This window comes from Brevibacillus parabrevis (assembly GCF_022701015.1).
Lineage (GTDB): Bacteria > Bacillota > Bacilli > Brevibacillales > Brevibacillaceae > Brevibacillus > Brevibacillus parabrevis.
On record NZ_CP064090.1, the window covers coordinates 3571728 to 3588224 of the forward strand.

The following is a 16497-nucleotide window of genomic DNA, read 5'->3' on the forward strand; positions in this document are numbered from 1 at the left end:
GCGTTATGCTTTTGGGAAATATTCATTCCAACGTTTGTCGACCAGTGCCGAAATTTCGGGTAGCGTTTCGACTTCATCTGGATAGAATGGCTTCATCCGCGCGTCGACGACCAGTGGCCCTTCATAACGAATCTTGTTGCGAACAATCGTCGATTTCGCGTACAGATCGTGTGCCGGATCGAAGCGGGTAAAGACGGTCCAGAGGAAGCTACTTTGCTTCTCGGCGATCGCCGCGTCATCCACGATGCAGATCATCGGCCAGTCCGCGAGATTTTCATTGAGATAGGCCGTCAGTTCTTCGCCCAGCTCCGGCCGGTCGGTGAAGCTCGGTCCGGAGATCACGAGACATCCGGGACAGAAAGCGCGAATATCGGAAATGCCCGGGATGCCGTGTCCTTTGTACTCCCGGGGAAGCTCGCGGACAGGATCGCCGATGCCGAGCATGATTCCTTTGGAGCCATGGTTCAGCTTGCGTCCGGTGTAGTCGAGCGTATCGTTCGACGTATCGTTGACGATGAGCAGGTCGCGTTCCGGCTGGAAGCGCGCCAGAATGATCTCCAGAAAATGCTTGAAGTTGCCCAGGTCACACGGCACATCTGTGACCATCAAAAACTTGGTCAGCGTCAGTTGCCCTTCTCCCATGATGCGGAAAGCGTGGGCCATCGCTTCTTTATAGTAGCTTTCGCGCACGATGGCTCCGGCCAGAGCGTGGAAACCCGTCTCGCCGTACGTCCAGAGCGCTTTTACACCTGGCATGACGACCGGGAAAAGCGGCGACAGCAGACGCTGCAAGTATTCCCCGATGTAGTAGTCTTCCTGGCGCGGCTTTCCTACGACAGTCGCCGGATAGATGGCGTCTTTGCGGTGCCACATTTGTTTCACGTTGAAGACAGGGAAATCGTGCTCCCACGAATAATACCCAAAGTGATCGCCAAAAGGGCCCTCAGGACGTCTAACGTGCGGCGGCACTTCCCCGGCAAACACAAATTCGGCCTCAGCGACGATCCGGTGCGGATGATTCGGCACTTCAGCCATTTTCAGCTTGTCCCCCATCAACAGCGAGGCGAAAACCAGCTCAGGCACCATTTCAGGCAACGGCGCGATCGCGGAAACAATCAGGGCAGGAGGGCCGCCGATTGTAAGGGTAACAGGCAAAGCCTGGTTTCTTTTTTCAGCTTCATGGTAATGGAAGCCGCCGCCTTTTTGAATTTGCCAGTGCATCCCTGTCGTGTTTTTGTCGTAAATCTGGATGCGGTACATCCCCAGATTGTGATCTTTCGTATCAGGGTGCTCCGTGTACACGAGCGGAAGCGTGACGAATGGTCCGCCATCCAGATGCCAGCTCGTCAGCGCAGGCAGCTTGGTCATATCGACATCTGTCGTCGCGATTTGGGTCACAGGCGCTTGGGAAGCCGATACGGTTTTGGTTCCGGTGCGCATCACTTCCAGCAGCGGAGCGCGCAGATCCCACAAACCGGAGAGCTTCGGCGGCAAAAGCTTGTCCATCCCGTGCACCAGTTCGCGGACGATAGCCTCGGGCTTTGGCCCAAAAGCCATATCGACCCGCTCTACAGTCCCGAACAAGTTCGTGACCACGGGAAACGATTTTCCTTTGACATTCGTGAAAAGCAGGACAGGCCCGCCTTCTTCAATAACTCTGCGATGAATCTCGGCCAGCTCCAGATTCGGATCGACTGGTGCGTCGATCTCGACGACTTGTCCGGCGCGGCGCAATTGTTCTATGAACGAACGAAGGTTCGCGTGCATCTCTAGATACCTCCACATCCCCGTAATTCCCTTTTAACTGTACACGAACGCAGGCGATGAAGCTACCTTTTTATCGGCTTGGAATGGTAAGATGAACCAAGAGGTGAGCGATTTGTGACGACTGCCCGAAAAGCGATGTCTTTGCAAACGAGAATGATTTTGCTCGTGACTGTCGGCATTATTTTGATTATTTCGTCAGTTGGCGCCGTGTTTTCTTCGATGGTCGCTTCCTCGATTGAGGACCAGATCGGGAAGAAGGCGCTGAGCGTAGCGAAGATCGTCGCCAACGATCCCGAGTTGCGCAGAGCTTTTGACACTGCCTCCCCGTCCGCGCTGATTCAGCCGATTGCGGAAAACGTCCGGATGCAGACAGGCGCGGAATTTGTCGTCGTAGGCAACCGGGAAGGCATTCGCTATGCGCATCCGCTCCCGGATCGCATTGGCAAATCGATGGTGGGCGGCGACAATGAGCCGGGACTTGCGCATGGGCAATCGTATATTTCCAAGGCGATTGGCAGCATGGGGCCGTCCTTGCGCGGAAAAGTGCCGATTCGCGACGACGATGGCGCCGTGGTCGGGATTGTGTCTGTCGGCTTTTTGCTGGAGGATATCGAGGAAGCGATTGGCGACTATCAGTTGCAAGTGCTTTTGCTCACGCTCATCGCACTCGTCTGCGGAATTGCTTTTGCGATCTGGCTCAGCCGCTATTTGAAAAGGCTGACGTTAGGGCTGGAGCCGGAGGAGATTGCGGCGCTGTACGTGGAACGCAATGCCGTGCTCGAATCTGTCAGGGAGGGGATCGTGGCGATTGACCGGAACAATCGGATCACGATGATGAACAAGGCGGCGATCCGCATTCTGGATTTGCCGGAGGAAGACATCCACCACAAGCAAATTTGGGACGTGCTGCCGGACAGCCGCATGCCCGATGTGTTGAAGACGGGCGAGCAGCAGCTTGACCGCGAAACGATTACCAGCGGCAAGGAAATCATCGTCAACCGTCTCCCGATCAAGCTTGGCGGCAAAGTCGTCGGGGTCGTCAGCAGCTTTCGGCCCAAGTCGGAAATCGACAAGCTGACATCGGAGCTGTCCCAAGTCAGACGCTATGCCGATGTGCTGCGCGCACAGACCCACGAGTTTCACAATTTGCTGTATACGATTTCCGGACTGTTGCAGCTCGGTTCGGTACAGGAGGCCATCGAACTGATCACGAGCGAGACTTCTGCGCAGGAAGAGCTGATCCTCTTTGTCGCTAGGCGAATCCCTGATCCGATGATCGGCGCTCTGTTGCTCGGCATGCACAACCGCGCGAAGGAGCTGAAAATCCAGTTTGTCATCGATCAGGACAGCGAGGTAAAAGAGCTGCCGCCGCATATCAACCGCCAGCAAGTGATCGTGCTGCTCGGTAATCTGATGCAAAACGCGCTCGAAGCCGTCAATGAAGCGGGCGTCCAGCAAAAGCGCGTGGACATTTACTTGGCAGATACGGGGGAAGAGCTGTTGTTTGAAATCGCCGATTCCGGGCCAGGCGTGCCGGATGAGCTGCGCGATGCGATTTTTGCCTACGGCTTTTCCACGAAAGCAGGGGAGGAGCGCGGGCTTGGTCTGGCAAAAGTGCGCGGCATGATCGAAGAGATGGGCGGCTATATTCTCGTGGGAAAAAGTGATTGGGGCGGGGCGCTGTTTACGGTGTCGCTGCCAAAGAGAAAGGAGGAAGGACAGTGAAGCAAAAGCTGGAAGTGCTGATCGTCGAGGACGATTTGCGCATTATCGACATTAACAAAAGATTCGTCAGCAAACTGGATGGCTTTGAAGTCATCGCTACGGCGACCAATGGCAGTGATGCCAAAGAGCTGCTCGCCTGCACGCGGCCTGACCTGGTGCTTTTGGACGTCTATTTGCCTGACATGCTGGGAACCGAGCTGGTCTGGTACATCCGTCAGCACTATCGGGATGCAGATATCATCATGATTACGGCAGCCAAAGAGATGGAGATGGTTCAGGAGGCGCTGCGTGGCGGAGTTTTTGATTACATTGTCAAGCCGCTCGTCTTTGAGCGCTTCCGGGAGCGGCTGGAGAGTTATCGCGCCCATTTGCTGCGGACGCGAGAGGCAAAAGAGGTAGACCAGGACGTCATCGACCAAATCATGACCAGACGTTCCCTCAGCCCCAAAGGGCGGGAGTCAGCCATGCCAAAAGGAATCGACCTTTTGACGCTGGAAAAAGTCATGGAGGCGATCAGGCAAACCGGAGACAAAGGCGTCTCGGCAGAAGAAATCGGCCGCGAAATCGGCACGAGCCGCACGACTGCCAGACGGTATTTGGAGCATTTGGTGCAGGAGAAGCAGGCCAGGGCTGATTTGATCTACGGAAGTGTCGGCAGGCCAGAGCGGAAGTACCGTTTTTTGCCCGAGCAGGCGTGAACAATATGAACAAAAAGTTGCTAATTTTCAAAATATAACTTATGCACGAAAACTATTCCCCCCGAATCCCGCATGATACGTTAATGGCAAGCGTGACAGCGCTTACAAAAACAACGGGCTGAAGGGGGATTTTTGTTTGAAAAAGAAGAGAAGCGTGATCATCACTTTGTCGGCGTTCATCACATTGGCTCTGGCAGCATGTGGCGGTGCAGGAAGCGGCACGTCCACGCAAGGCTCCCAGCCGACACCTGCTGCATCTGCCTATCCGGAAAAACCGATCGTGTTTGTCGCTCCCTCTGGTGCAGGAGGCGGCTGGGACAAAACAGCCCGCTCACTCGGCAAAGTGTTGAACGAGAGCAAGCTGGTGACCGAAGCGATTACGGTCGAGAACAAGCCTGGCGGCGGCGGAACCGTATTTATGGCCGAGTACGTCAGCAAGGACAAAGGCAACGCCTACAAGCTGTTCGTCAGCTCGCCCCCGATCCTCATCAACCACAACAAAAAAGAGGGAAACAGTCCGTTTGGCTTCCAGGATGTGACCCCGCTGGCGCAAATGACGAAAGATTTCGGCGCTCTGGTCGTCCGGGCTGACTCGCCGCACCAGGATATGAAAAGCTTTTTGGAAGAGCTGAAAAAAGACCCTGCGAAAATGACACTGGCTGGCGGTTCAGCGCCCGGATCGATGGATCATCTCGTAAGCGTCTTGCCCGCTGCCAAGTACGGAATTGACCCGAAAATCGTCAAATACGTCTCCTACGATGGCGGCGGAGAAGCGATTGCAGCGCTCCTCGGCGGGAATGCGGACATGATTGCGACAGACGCGTCCGGCGTCGGAGAATACGTGAAGGCGGGCAAAGTACGGGTGCTCGGCGTTACTTCAACAGAGCGGATGGGCGGAGAGTTAAAAGACGTTCCCACATTGAAAGAGCAAGGAATCGACGCCGTCTTCACGATTTGGCGAGGGGTGTTCGGCCCGCCAAACATGCCAGCAGATGCCAAGGCGTACTGGGACAGCAAGCTGAAAGAACTGTCAGAGAGTGAAGCGTGGAAAAAGGAGCTGGCTGCAAACGGGTGGGAGAGCGAATACAAGGATGCCGCTGCTTTTGCCACCTTCCTGGAAGAGCAGGATGGGCAAGTAAAAGAGCTGCTGACATCGCTCGGCATGGCGAAATAAGGCGTTGACTGCTGGGGGGAGAAGGAGGTTGTCATGAATCTGAGATTTGACCGCTACGGCAGTATCGCATTTGCCCTGATCGGCGCTTTTTTTATCACGCAGAGCCAGTATATCTCCACGAGCGCATACGGCAGCCAGGTTGGCCCGAATCTGTTCCCGCTCGGCTTGGGCCTACTGCTTGTCGTGCTCAGCCTGCGCCTGTTTTGGGAAACTTTCCAGTCGAAGTACCGTTCTGACTCCAAAGCGGAAGCGGGACTAATGTACAAGCGCTTTTTCACGATACTGGCCGCGACGTTGTTGTACGTGCTGCTTCTGGAAATGATCGGATATGTGATCGCTACGGCTTTGTTCCTTTATGCAACATTTTTGGTCATGGGCAGCAAAAGTCAGCTGAAATCGCTTGTCGTCTCCCTGGCGTTTTCCGTCGGAGTATACGTGGTGTACGTGCAACTGTTGAAAGGGACGCTGCCGGGGCTGCCTGCCTGGTTGAGCGTCTAAGGAGGGACATATAGTGAGCGCTCTGCACTATTTGGCAGATGGATTTCTCATTGCATTCCAATGGCAAAATTTGATTTATGCGTTTATCGGGGTGCTGATCGGGACGGCTGTAGGCGTGCTGCCGGGGATTGGCCCGATGAGCGGCGTGGCTTTGCTGATGCCGGTGACGGCATCGCTTACGGCGGGCTTGCCCCCCGAGATGGCGGCGGCGAGCGCTCTGATTTTGCTTTCAGGTGTGTACTACGGGGCGATGTACGGAGGATCGACGACATCGATTTTGCTGAACACGCCCGGTGAATCGTCTTCGGTTGTCACGACGCTGGACGGGTATCAGTTGGCAAGGCAGGGGCGAGCCGGGGCGGCCCTGTCGATTGCCGCCATCGGTTCGTTTGTAGCAGGCATCGTTGCGCTGATCGCGCTTGTGTTTTTGGCCGATCCGCTTTCTGATATGGCGTTGCAGTTCGGCCCGGCGGAGTATTTTTCGCTTATGCTGCTCGGACTGTGCGCGGTAAGCGGACTCGGAGGCAAGTCGATGACCAAGGCGCTGATGATGACCGTGCTTGGACTTTTGCTGGCAACGATCGGGATCGACAACGTGTCGGGAGTGGCGAGGTTTACGTACGATATTCCCGATCTGTACCAAGGGCTGGAGTTTTTGACGATAGCGGTCGGATTGTTCGCGCTCGGAGAAGTGTTCAAAACGATTTTGGAAAGGGATCAATCTGCGCAGGAAATCATCAAAGTCGGGCGGATTCTGCCCAGCAAGCAGGATCTCAAGGAGAGTGCTGCTCCGATTGCTCGCGGCTCCTTGCTCGGATTTTTCATCGGCGTCCTGCCTGGTGCAGGCGCTACGCTGGCCTCGTTTTTTTCCTACATTTTGGAGAAAAAGTGGAGCAAGCACCCGGAGCGCTTCGGAAAAGGCGAGATTGCCGGAGTGGCTGCTCCCGAGTCCGCCAACAACGCCGCGTCAGGCGGAGCGATGATCCCGCTTTTGACATTAGGCATCCCGGGGTCCGGGACAACCGCGATCTTGATGGGCGCTTTGCTCATGTACAATGTGCAGCCAGGGCCGCTTTTGTTCAGCGACCACCCGCAAATCGCCTGGGGTCTGATCGCCAGCATGTTTATCGGAAATTTGATGTTGCTCGTGCTGAACATGCCGCTGGTCAAGATTTTTGCCAAAATTATCGAGACACCACCGCACTTTTTGCTCCCGATGATTATCGCCATCTCGGTGTTCGGGGTGTACGCGGTACAGATCAGCACGTTTGACCTTATCTTGCTCGTCCTGTGCGGTCTGGCTGGATATTTTCTGAACAAAAACGACTTCCCGCTCGCTCCGCTTGTGCTCGGTCTTGTACTCGGCCCGATGATCGAGAACAACATGCGCCGTGCCTTGACGACTTCCAACGGGGATTTCACGATTTTTTACACCAAACCACTCTCCGCGCTCTTTCTTGTATGTGCCCTCGCCTGGCTGGTCGTGCCGCTCGTCATGAAGCGGCGGGGAAAAACCGTTGTGATTAATGAAGAAGCGTAAAGCGCAGGGCCGATTTTCACGGATTCAACCTTGACAGGTGTTGCCTCTCCCCTTATCATAGGAAAAATTTAGCGAAGCTGTTCTGTTTGGGCAAGCAGGCAGAACAGCAGAGGAGAGACGATGATGTTGACGATCGAACCCGTTACACTCGAAGGAAAACTCGTAAGACTGGAACCGTTGCGTCCCGAGCATGCGGAGGGAATTTTCGCAGCCGGAGACTTTCCGGAAATCTGGAGCAATATGTCTGTCGAGATTCGAACGCTGGCGGACGCAGAGGCTTTTATCGCGAATGCGCTGAAAATGGAGGAAACCGGAACGGAGCTGCCTTTTGCCATCCGCAATCGCGCCGACGGCACCGTTATTGGCAGCACGAGATTTTTGGCGATTTCGGCAAAAGATCGCGGGCTGGAAATCGGCTTCACCTGGTTGACCCCCAGCGTCTGGAAAACGGGCGTCAACACGGAGTGCAAGTGGCTCTTGCTGCGGCACTGCTTCGAGCAACTGGGATGTATTCGCGTCCAACTGAAAACCGATGCGCGCAATGTCAACTCACAGCGGGCTATTGCGCGGATCGGCGGCATCCGGGAAGGCGTGCTTCGCAATCACATGATCAGACGGGACGGCTTGTTCCGCGACTCGGTGTACTTCAGCATCATCGACAGCGAATGGCCGGGAGTGAAGGAACGGCTGGAATTGTTGCTGTTTGGTGAATAAAAGGGCGTAGCGATTGTAGGCGCAGATTCTCCTGTGTACAATAGGGGTGAACATTGGAGAAAACTCCACATGCGTTTAGAAAAGAGGGTATACATGAGACTCCGCATCTTGCCGACTGGCTTCGTGTTGCTTGTCGGGGATCTTGTCGCCTTTTTGCTGTTTGCTTACTATGGGAAGCTGGCTCATAATCTGCCTGTCACGATTTGGGGAATAGGCGAGACATTGGCGCCATTTTTAATCGGTTGGATCGTCGCCATGTTTGTGTTTCGCACGTATGGGGAGCGGGCCTATTCATCTTGGTGGCGGCAACTGCTCACGATGCTGTTCACGTGGACACTCGCGGCACCGATTGGCCTTTTGATCCGCGCCTGGTGGACGGGCGTGCCGATCACCCTGATTTTTGCTGCCGTCGCGTACTTTGTGACTTTGGCGTTTCTCTTAGGCTGGCGTCTTCCTTTTGCCATCGTCCATCTCCTGTGGAAAAAGACGAGACATCAGACTGTTCACTAATAAACCGTCCCAAATTGGTTACGCTATCCTGTGATGACAGCAGGAGGTGAATCATTTGGGCAAGAACAACAACAGCAAGGACCTGGGCAAAAATCGCGGGAAAACGTTGGATCATAACGATCAAAACACGAACCTGCGCCAATCCCAGCACAACGATCGGAATGAAGGTACTGCCAAAGACCGCTGAGCATTCAGCGGTTTTTTTCATGGGCACGCAGCCTTTTTTCGGGAAATACAGGCGCCAGCATAATGGCTAGAAACTGACAGAGTCAGCCTGGGCAAATCGTTCGACAAGCAGCAAGATGTGTTATAATAGGTCTTGTTTTTCAAGCGAGTGGAGGGGAAAACCGTATGACGGAACCGATGCATGACGTACAGCCGGTGACCTTGTCGTCACAGGCATTTTTCATTTTGTGTCGACTGTACGACGGATGCTACGACGAACTGAGCAAAAACGAACAGGTTCGCGAGCTGGTAGAGTCGATCGGAGATATGCTTTTGGCCGGAGTGGAGACGCTGGAAAAGCAAGAGATAAAGCCAAAAACGATCACCTTTCCACTGACGGTGCAGCAAGCCTTTTTTTTGAGAAGACTTATCGTGGAGCTGCTCGCTTCGGCACCTGCCGGCAATGACGCAAAGACGACGCAATGGCTTCAGGAATGCTTGACGGCTTTGTCCGGGGGCGGTGCCAAAGCGGATGCGCACTAGAAAGCAGCTTCACGTCATCACAAGCGGCAAACAGTCGCTGGAAAGCGTCATGCGAATGGCCGAGGCTGCCTATGCGGGAGGGATGGATTTCCTGCATATTCGCGAAAAGCAGCGGACAGCCAAAGAATGCATGGACTGGGTTCGGGCGCTGGCGAATGTCGTCCCGCTCTCTGCGCTTGTCGTCAATGATCGGGTCGATGTAAGTGCCGCGTCAGGCTGTGCTGGCGCTCATCTGGCTTATCACAGTCTTGCGGTCGGCGATGCCCGGCGAGTTTTGCAACCGGAACAAAAGGTGGGACGCTCTGTCCATTCCTACGAGGAAGCGGAACAGGCGGCGGAAGCAGGGGCAGACTATCTTTTGTATGGACATATTTATCCAAGCGCTTCCAAGCCAAACCTCGCGCCGAGAGGAACGTTCGAGCTGGCGAAAATAACCGCAGCGTGGACGATCCCGGTCATTGGGCTTGGCGGGATTACGCCAGAGCGCACAGGCGAGGTACTTGCAGCAGGCTGCGCTGGAGTTGCTGTACTATCAGGAATTACCGATGCCACAGATGCGAAGCTGGCTGCTTTGGCCTATCGGGAGGCGTTGGATCGCTGGGAGGGGAATGCGAGATGAGAGACAGGCAAACACTTCGGGACAAAATGGGCGTTTACTTTGTCATCGGCACACAAGATTGCGGCTTTTCGCGCGAGAAAACGGTGGAGATCGTTCGCGAGGCGCTTGCGGGCGGAGTGGGCACGTTGCAGCTTCGTGACAAAGGCAGCAAGCTGACTTCCGAAGAACGCTGCGAACTCGGACGGCAGCTCCAGGAGCTGTGCCGCGAGCATCAGACGTTGTTCTTCGTCAACGACGATGTAGACTTGGCCGTTCGCTTGCAAGCAGACGGTATCCACGTCGGACAGGATGACATGCACTTGGCCGAGGTGAGAGCCATGGTCGGCGAAGCGATGTACATCGGGATATCGGCAGGCACGGTAGAGGAAGCGATTGCGGCGAAAAACGGCGGAGCGGACTGCATCGGAGTGGGAGCGATGTTTGCCACTTCTTCGAAGGCAGATGCCGGGGAGCCGATCGGGCCGGCAGGACTGCGGGAAATCCGCGAGGCTGTTGGCGCTGAGCTGCCGATTGTCGGAATCGGGGGCATCACTCTCGAAAACGCGAAGCAAGTATGCCAGGCCGGGGCAGATGGCGTTGCCGTGATCAGTGCGATCAGCAGAGCCGAATCGCCGAAGCAGGCTGCGGAAGACTTGCTGCGGATTGTACGATCGATCTAGCACGGACAAAGAGACGAATACATATGGTAGGGTAACATTACTCATTCAAGAAGGAACCCGATACTGGCGACCAGAAGGAGGTGGAACCGATGAAAAATCGGATTTACCGGATCGGATACGAATGGGTCAGCAAGAGGGAGTTGCTTGAACGACTGTACATGAACGATTGCATCCTGATTGAACATAAACGGCTCCAGCCACCATCAGACGATCAGGATGCCGATGTGCCGCCGGAAAAAGAAGTCCATGCTGTCCTGATTCGCAGTCAGCGGCGTCCGGGCGAGTGGGTCACGTTTAACGGGCTGTACGAAATTCAAACCCGCGAACCGATTCCGTGGATTGATTCTCCCCTGGAGTATCACCAGTTCGGAACGGAGTTGATTCCGGGCAACATTCGCCGGGAAAAAGCGCCCCAAGCCAGGATTCCAGCCAGAACGAAGCTGCAGATTGCCGCCGTTCGTCAGGATACGGTTTTTGTCACAGTGCCTGGCCATCCTTCCAGACGATACGAAATGTCATTGGCTCACGCGCGCTTTGCCAAAGATTTTCCGACCGAGTTGGAAATGAAGCTGCAAGTGTATGCGTTTCCACCGCGGCACGACATCTTCGTCGACTGGCTATTGAAGGAAGGGCGCAAATCAGGGATCATCTCGCGACCGAATCAGGAGAGAGTGGAAAAGTCCGCTTTTCAAGTATGGGATGACTTGCGCAAGGAGTATGGACTAAGCGTCAGCGCAGCGTTGCTCGCCATCAAGCAGGCGCTGATCGTACTGGATCGGGCAGGTGTGGAGACGGACTTTCCGTACCCGGTTCAGGAGCGATCCGACTTGTCTTTGTTTAGTGAAACCGAACGCGATGCTTTTTACTCATACCAATCCGTGCGCTGCGCCATGGCGGCAGTGGCAGCCCTTTTGACCGTCGATCCAAAAGACCCTTTGCAGGACACATTGCTGATGGACATTATGCTGGAACAACAAATCAATCGCAGGCGTGACTGAAGCGTCTGCGGTTTTTTGGTTTTTGGCAAGGACGTTGTATAATGGAAGGGTAACCCATTTAGAAAAGGACGTGGACAAGCATGTACGTATCGATGAACAGGCTGAAAGTTCCTGCTGACTACCAATCCCACCTCGAACGGGCGTTTGGCGGCGGTGGCGAACGGATGAAAGAGGTTCCCGGTTTCCTTGAATTTCTTTTCCTGGCTCCAACAGAAGGAGATGAGTATATCGTCTTCACCAAATGGACAGACGAGGAATCATTCCAAAACTGGACGCAAAGCGAAGCCTTCAAGCGGGCCCATTCTGGGACAAACCAAAACAGTCCGGTAAAATCGGACTTGCGCAACTACCATGTGAAAGCTAACTCCTAGAATGTAGGCAAAAAGAAGCATTTGTCTTTGCTGGACAAATGCTTTTTTTCGTAATGATTGAACAATAAAGGTTTTTTTACCAAACTCATGCTTGATCGTGATATGATAGAAGGAGATAGGAAAGCGGTTTCATCTGCTGTGAAAATGAGCAACCGCTCATCCAAGCAAACCCGGGTGCCAGGATGGCGGAGCGCATCGCGAGAATCTATCTGTTTTGCGTGACACTTTGCTTTACATCATGTCGGTTTTGTGTCCATAATAGAATCACTATTATACATACTTGAACGATGGCCTCAATGAAGCAAGAAGAAAAGGAGTCAGAGCGTTTTGAAAAATCGAATAAGTAAGTATCTTACTCATTTGGCCCCTGCTGCGGTGGCCAAAACGTTTTCCTTTCTTTCTGATAAACACGACCACTCTGCTTCGCTTCTGGGAGACCGCGCACAAACTGAGGCTTTGCTAGTCCAACTGCTTATTCGTTGGGCGGAAGCCGTGAAATCAAACGATTCTACGGCTTTGGAACAAGAAGTTAACGAAATGGCTTACAAGTGCTTCCTGCACGGATTGAATGTTGCCACCCTGGTACAGTGCATCCGAGTATGCCGGGACAGCATCATGGAGCAGATGAACTATGATGCTGCCACATTCGTTTCGAGCGAAGCCGAGCAGCTGGAGCTTTTGCGGGAACAATTCGCTTTTTATCAGGCGATGGATCAGTTGATCGCACAAGTGGTAAGCATCTACAATGAAGAAAAACAACGAGAAAATACCCGAACATCTGTGGAAAAGGCGCAAGGGGAACAGTTTGCCGTCCTTGCCGAGCAAGAGCTGGTACAACTGGTTTTGCATTCGAGCGATATCGCTGTCTTGATGATTGACCGCAGTCTGAAAATCATTGAGGCAAACCATGCGCTGTGCCACCTGTTTGGCGTCAAACGCGAGCAAATTATTGGAAAGAACATCGATGAAGCATTTTTGCCGCATGAGAGCGAGCGCTTTGTGCAATGGGTCGTAGAGCGCGGTCAGTCGGGCCATTACATGGCAGAGTACAACTCGAAGTGGACGACAGTCAGCACCAGTCCGATTTTTTACATGGGCGAAATGTGGGGCGCTATCGCTGTGCTTCGCAACATCACGGAGAACAAACGATACGAAGAAGAGCTGAACAAGCGGGAAGCACTGGCGGCGGTCGGGCAATTGGCTGCCGGGATGGCGCACGAGATCCGCAATCCGCTCACTTCGATCAAAGGCTTTATTCAACTGTTGCGCGAGCAAGGAAATTCTGCGCGCAGCGAGTCGTATTTTTCCGTCATCTTGACGGAGATCGAGCGCATTGACGGTTTGCTGAATGACGTGCTGGTTTTGGCCCGGTACAGGGATGACAAAATTGTTTCCGAGCGCTTTCTTGTGCTGGACGAGCTTTATGGGGTCATTCGTTTACTGGAGCCAGAAGCCAATCGCAGAGGCATCAAACTGGAGCTGGATATTACACCCGGTGAATGGTACGTTTTTGGCTATCGTTCCCGGATCAAGCAGGCCATCCTGAATATCATGAAAAACGCGTTTGAAGCTTTGCTGACACAAGGCAGCGTTGTGCGCGTCACCGTGTACGCCTCGATCAGCCAAGTCGTCATCGTCGTGGAGGACAACGGACCAGGTCTTAGTCCTGCTTGTCTGGAAAATTTGTTCGTGCCGTTTTACACGACCAAACAAGAGGGAACGGGGCTCGGCTTGTCCACGACACAGCGAATCATTGCCGATCACGGGGGCGAGATTTTTGCGGAGAACTCGCCGCGATTGAATGGAGCACGTTTTGAAATTCGCCTGCCGCTATCTGTTGCAGCGAGAACATAAGCAGACACGAGCAAAAGACGGATGATTCATCCGTCTTTTTTGCATGCACGAAAACACAGTTGGGTCGAAGCGGCCTTTCCTTGCGTCAAAAGACGGAGAGAAATCGCTTTTTTAGTTTTCAAACTGGTCATGTAGTCCTTTGTTTTGAAAAGGTTGCAAGTCTTTTGAATCAATTTTTTGTCGAGTTGTTGTCAAACCGTGTCGTTCAGTGGAATAATTTACAAAAAGACGGAACGGAGTGAACATCAAGTGATCCGCATGCTGCTGAAAAACGAAAAGAGGTGGAGCTACTGGGAAGTATGGTATGACGAAACAGACCGTTTGTATTCGGTACATTACGGTCATGTGGGAGAAATCGGCGACCATTACGCGATTGTGGCTGAACAAATCGAGGGAAAGCCGAAGCACGTCCTGAAAGTCTGGGCGGAAGAAATGAAGGAGAAGGGCTACGTCGAGCTTGCGGAAGAAGACTTGCAAAAGCTGATCGTTTGCTTCCCGCATCTGTCGGAATCAGATGTGGAGATGCGCTATTTCATTGAACAGTTGCTGGATGAATGTCTCGGCAAAACCGGAAATGGGCATTGCGATGGAGGAGATGACAGCGAGGGCAAGCTTGCTGTTTGCTGCCGCGTGATCGATCTGGAAAAAGCCGTGGTTGCCGTCCAAGAGGCCATGGCTATCGCTCGTTTGGAAGAGGGGATGTCGCTGTGGACTTTGCAGGACGACGGCACTCGCATCGCCCTGCATGTCTCTGTCTGAAAATTTCCGTTATTTTACAATTTTGAGCCGCAGAGCCTTGGCGACTGCCTGTGTTCGATCTTCCACACCCATTTTTTGTAAAATGCGGTGGACGTGTGTTTTTACTGTGCCTTCCGATATAAACAAGTTTTGGGCGATCTGGTCATTGCGATACCCGTAGGCGATTTGCTGGAGGACATCAAGCTCGCGGTCTGTCAACTCGTCGAGCAAAGCCGAGGGGGCAACGGTCACGTCCGCGACGCTTGGCTGAGCCTTCAATGCTTCGGCGAGCGCCTTGGCGGCTGTTACCGTATGGAAGAGAGCTTCCCCCTGGGAGGCTCTGCGGATCAGATCGAGCATCTCCTGCGAATCGGCGTCTTTGAGCATATAGCCGACGGCGCCAGCGCGGATTCCTTCCACGACGTAATTGTGATTGTCAAAAGTAGTCAAAATCAACACTTTGACGGCGGGATGCATGCGCATGATCTCTCGGGTTGCTTCGATCCCTGATTTTTTCGGCATCTGGACGTCCATCAGCACGACATCCGGCGTGATTTTCCCCACCAGCTCCACGGCTTCTTCCCCGTCCGAAGCTTCCCCGACTACCTGCATATCCGGCTGCATCTGGATCACGTACCCCAGCCCTTGGCGAATCATAGTTTGATCATCTACGAGGACCACACGAATATTTTTGGTTGAATCGGTCATGTTCGCATGCTCCCTTCTTTTTCCAAATGCTCGATTGGCAATGTGACATCGAGTCTGAATCCATGCGGTTCTTTTGCGAAGTAAGACAGGCTGCCGTTCAACTGTTTAATCCGCTCGGCGATTCCCGTCAGCCCAAATCCAGGCTGGATATGATCCTCGGGCGTAATGTTGCCATCGTCCTGAATCGAGAAAAACAGCGAATTGCCCCGTTGTTCAATCATAACCAAAATTTCCTTCGCGTTGGAGTGGCGCAATGTATTCGTAATTGCTTCCTGTAAAATTCGGTAAAACGTGATCGTCAGCTCCTGGGAGAGCGGAATGTCCAGATCGGCGGAAAGCAGCTCCATTTTGATCCCGGTATGTTTTTGGGCCTGGGACAGCAACGCGCGCAGCGGAGTCAGTCCGAGCGACGTTTTATCCATGGCGAGCGTATGCACGGAGGTGCGGATTTCGTCCAGGCTTTGTTTGGCTACACCGAGCATGTTGCGCACCGCTTCCTGCGCGTGCTCCGGGCCGTCTTGCAGCATGTATTTCAAGGCGTGCAACTGGACGATCAGCGAGGTCAGACTGTGACCCAAAGCGTCGTGAATATCCCGGGCAATCCGCGTTCTTTCTTCCAGAACGGCTACCTGCAAAGAATGCAGAGCGGCTTCTTGCAGCTGGGAGTGGGCTTCCTGCAACTCCGTATGGGCCTTTTGCAGCTCTTCCAGATGGGACTGATTGGTTTTGTACGCTTCGTTTTGAATCCGGTATCCGCGCGCACCGATATAGCAGCCGATGTACGTGAGGATAAACGGAATGATATGCGGGAATTTAAGGATGCCGTCAAAATACAAAAACAACGTGGTGCACGCGCCAAAAAAAGTCGCGTAAGCCAGCGCACGCCGTCCCTCAATGTAAAAGCCGATAAACACCGCAAGCGGTAGCATCAATCCGAAGCTTTCTCCCCCGGCAACAATGCCTTTTAGCAAAGACATGATGCCGAGCATGATCGTCACTAGCTCAAATTGGTACGGCTTCCAGTTCCTTTTTGAAATCCAGAAGACCACAATGTAACAAAAGAATAGTACAATCGTAAGTGAAAACTGTAAGGGAGTCTCGCGCATGAACGAGTCAGGCAACAAGGCAAGCACAATCAAAATGGAGAACCAGATGATCAGCAAACGTTTTTGAACTGCTTTTATACTCAGTTTCAGCAAACAGATGTCCTTCTTTC

At 53.5% G+C, this 16497-nt stretch carries 18 protein-coding genes; 15 read left to right on the forward strand and 3 right to left on the reverse strand.

The features are described 5' to 3' along the window. Positions 1–3: 3 nt before the first annotated feature. Positions 4–1767 (reverse strand): UbiD family decarboxylase, encoded by a 1764-nt coding sequence (locus IRJ17_RS17205; RefSeq protein ID WP_242771207.1) that lies wholly within the window; start codon positions 1765–1767, stop codon positions 4–6. A gap of 114 nt (positions 1768–1881) precedes the next feature. Between IRJ17_RS17205 and IRJ17_RS17210 the strand changes: the two genes are divergently transcribed. From IRJ17_RS17210 to IRJ17_RS17275, 15 genes are all read left to right on the forward strand, one after another. Further along, entirely contained in the window at positions 1882–3492 is a 1611-nt protein-coding gene (locus tag IRJ17_RS17210) for an ATP-binding protein (protein ID WP_217021229.1), read from the forward strand. Next, the gene (locus tag IRJ17_RS17215; protein WP_122965419.1) at positions 3489–4190 is read left to right on the forward strand and encodes a response regulator; all 702 of its coding nucleotides are present in this window, start codon (positions 3489–3491) and stop codon (positions 4188–4190) included. Before IRJ17_RS17210 ends, IRJ17_RS17215 begins: the two co-directional genes overlap by 4 nt. A gap of 136 nt (positions 4191–4326) precedes the next feature. Next, positions 4327–5364: a Bug family tripartite tricarboxylate transporter substrate binding protein gene (locus IRJ17_RS17220; protein ID WP_173596577.1), complete on the forward strand. Its 1038-nt coding sequence runs from the start codon at positions 4327–4329 to the stop codon at positions 5362–5364. A gap of 33 nt (positions 5365–5397) precedes the next feature. Further along, on the forward strand, positions 5398–5862 hold the full coding sequence (locus tag IRJ17_RS17225; RefSeq protein ID WP_122965421.1) for a tripartite tricarboxylate transporter TctB family protein: 465 nt from the start codon (positions 5398–5400) through the stop codon (positions 5860–5862). Between the two features lie 13 nt (positions 5863–5875). Further along, positions 5876–7402, forward strand: a complete 1527-nt coding sequence (locus IRJ17_RS17230; protein ID WP_122965422.1) for a tripartite tricarboxylate transporter permease — start codon at positions 5876–5878, stop codon at positions 7400–7402. Positions 7403–7525: 123 nt separating this feature from the next. Then, positions 7526–8116 (forward strand): GNAT family N-acetyltransferase, encoded by a 591-nt coding sequence (locus IRJ17_RS17235; RefSeq protein WP_217021225.1) that lies wholly within the window; start codon positions 7526–7528, stop codon positions 8114–8116. A gap of 93 nt (positions 8117–8209) precedes the next feature. Further along, the gene (locus IRJ17_RS17240; protein ID WP_242771209.1) at positions 8210–8626 is read left to right on the forward strand and encodes a DUF3054 domain-containing protein; all 417 of its coding nucleotides are present in this window, start codon (positions 8210–8212) and stop codon (positions 8624–8626) included. A gap of 55 nt (positions 8627–8681) precedes the next feature. Then, positions 8682–8813 (forward strand): hypothetical protein, encoded by a 132-nt coding sequence (locus IRJ17_RS28195; RefSeq protein ID WP_255679059.1) that lies wholly within the window; start codon positions 8682–8684, stop codon positions 8811–8813. 164 nt (positions 8814–8977) lie between these two features. Further along, positions 8978–9334: a hypothetical protein gene (locus tag IRJ17_RS17245; protein WP_063230933.1), complete on the forward strand. Its 357-nt coding sequence runs from the start codon at positions 8978–8980 to the stop codon at positions 9332–9334. Beyond that, complete coding sequence (locus IRJ17_RS17250; protein WP_173596583.1) at positions 9324–9953, forward strand: thiamine phosphate synthase; 630 nt, start codon at positions 9324–9326, stop codon at positions 9951–9953. Before IRJ17_RS17245 ends, IRJ17_RS17250 begins: the two co-directional genes overlap by 11 nt. Then, the gene (thiE, locus tag IRJ17_RS17255; RefSeq protein WP_122965426.1) at positions 9950–10612 is read left to right on the forward strand and encodes a thiamine phosphate synthase; all 663 of its coding nucleotides are present in this window, start codon (positions 9950–9952) and stop codon (positions 10610–10612) included. Before IRJ17_RS17250 ends, thiE begins: the two co-directional genes overlap by 4 nt. Positions 10613–10701: 89 nt before the next feature. Continuing rightward, complete coding sequence (locus tag IRJ17_RS17260; protein ID WP_217021223.1) at positions 10702–11610, forward strand: hypothetical protein; 909 nt, start codon at positions 10702–10704, stop codon at positions 11608–11610. A gap of 80 nt (positions 11611–11690) precedes the next feature. Then, positions 11691–11981, forward strand: coding sequence for an antibiotic biosynthesis monooxygenase family protein (locus tag IRJ17_RS17265; RefSeq protein ID WP_122965428.1), 291 nt, complete (start codon positions 11691–11693; stop codon positions 11979–11981). A 492-nt stretch (positions 11982–12473) separates the two neighbouring features. Continuing rightward, positions 12474–13835 carry a two-component system sensor histidine kinase NtrB gene (locus tag IRJ17_RS17270; RefSeq protein WP_242771210.1) on the forward strand — a complete coding sequence of 454 codons (1362 nt, stop codon included), beginning with the start codon at positions 12474–12476 and terminating at the stop codon, positions 13833–13835. Positions 13836–14093: 258 nt separating this feature from the next. After that, entirely contained in the window at positions 14094–14594 is a 501-nt protein-coding gene (locus tag IRJ17_RS17275) for a hypothetical protein (protein ID WP_233454134.1), read from the forward strand. A 9-nt stretch (positions 14595–14603) separates the two neighbouring features. Here the strand turns inward: IRJ17_RS17275 and IRJ17_RS17280 are convergent, their stop codons facing one another. Together IRJ17_RS17280 and IRJ17_RS17285 are read right to left on the reverse strand one after the other, a co-directional pair. Next, on the reverse strand, positions 14604–15281 hold the full coding sequence (locus IRJ17_RS17280; RefSeq protein WP_122965431.1) for a response regulator: 678 nt from the start codon (positions 15279–15281) through the stop codon (positions 14604–14606). Further along, positions 15278–16480 (reverse strand): sensor histidine kinase, encoded by a 1203-nt coding sequence (locus IRJ17_RS17285; RefSeq protein ID WP_122965432.1) that lies wholly within the window; start codon positions 16478–16480, stop codon positions 15278–15280. Before IRJ17_RS17285 ends, IRJ17_RS17280 begins: the two co-directional genes overlap by 4 nt. Between the last annotated feature and the right edge of the window lie 17 nt (positions 16481–16497).

Coding starts and splice junctions, on each gene's coding strand:
- IRJ17_RS17225 (WP_122965421.1), top strand. CDS start 5,398: ATGAATCTGAGATTTGACCGCTACGGCAGTATCGCATTTGCCCTGATC.
- thiE (WP_122965426.1), top strand. CDS start 9,950: ATGAGAGACAGGCAAACACTTCGGGACAAAATGGGCGTTTACTTTGTC.
- IRJ17_RS17250 (WP_173596583.1), top strand. CDS start 9,324: ATGCGCACTAGAAAGCAGCTTCACGTCATCACAAGCGGCAAACAGTCG.
- IRJ17_RS17280 (WP_122965431.1), bottom strand. CDS start 15,281: ATGACCGATTCAACCAAAAATATTCGTGTGGTCCTCGTAGATGATCAA.
- IRJ17_RS17265 (WP_122965428.1), top strand. CDS start 11,691: ATGTACGTATCGATGAACAGGCTGAAAGTTCCTGCTGACTACCAATCC.
- IRJ17_RS17205 (WP_242771207.1), bottom strand. CDS start 1,767: ATGCACGCGAACCTTCGTTCGTTCATAGAACAATTGCGCCGCGCCGGA.
- IRJ17_RS17240 (WP_242771209.1), top strand. CDS start 8,210: ATGAGACTCCGCATCTTGCCGACTGGCTTCGTGTTGCTTGTCGGGGAT.
- IRJ17_RS17235 (WP_217021225.1), top strand. CDS start 7,526: ATGTTGACGATCGAACCCGTTACACTCGAAGGAAAACTCGTAAGACTG.
- IRJ17_RS17275 (WP_233454134.1), top strand. CDS start 14,094: ATGCTGCTGAAAAACGAAAAGAGGTGGAGCTACTGGGAAGTATGGTAT.
- IRJ17_RS17260 (WP_217021223.1), top strand. CDS start 10,702: ATGAAAAATCGGATTTACCGGATCGGATACGAATGGGTCAGCAAGAGG.
- IRJ17_RS17245 (WP_063230933.1), top strand. CDS start 8,978: ATGACGGAACCGATGCATGACGTACAGCCGGTGACCTTGTCGTCACAG.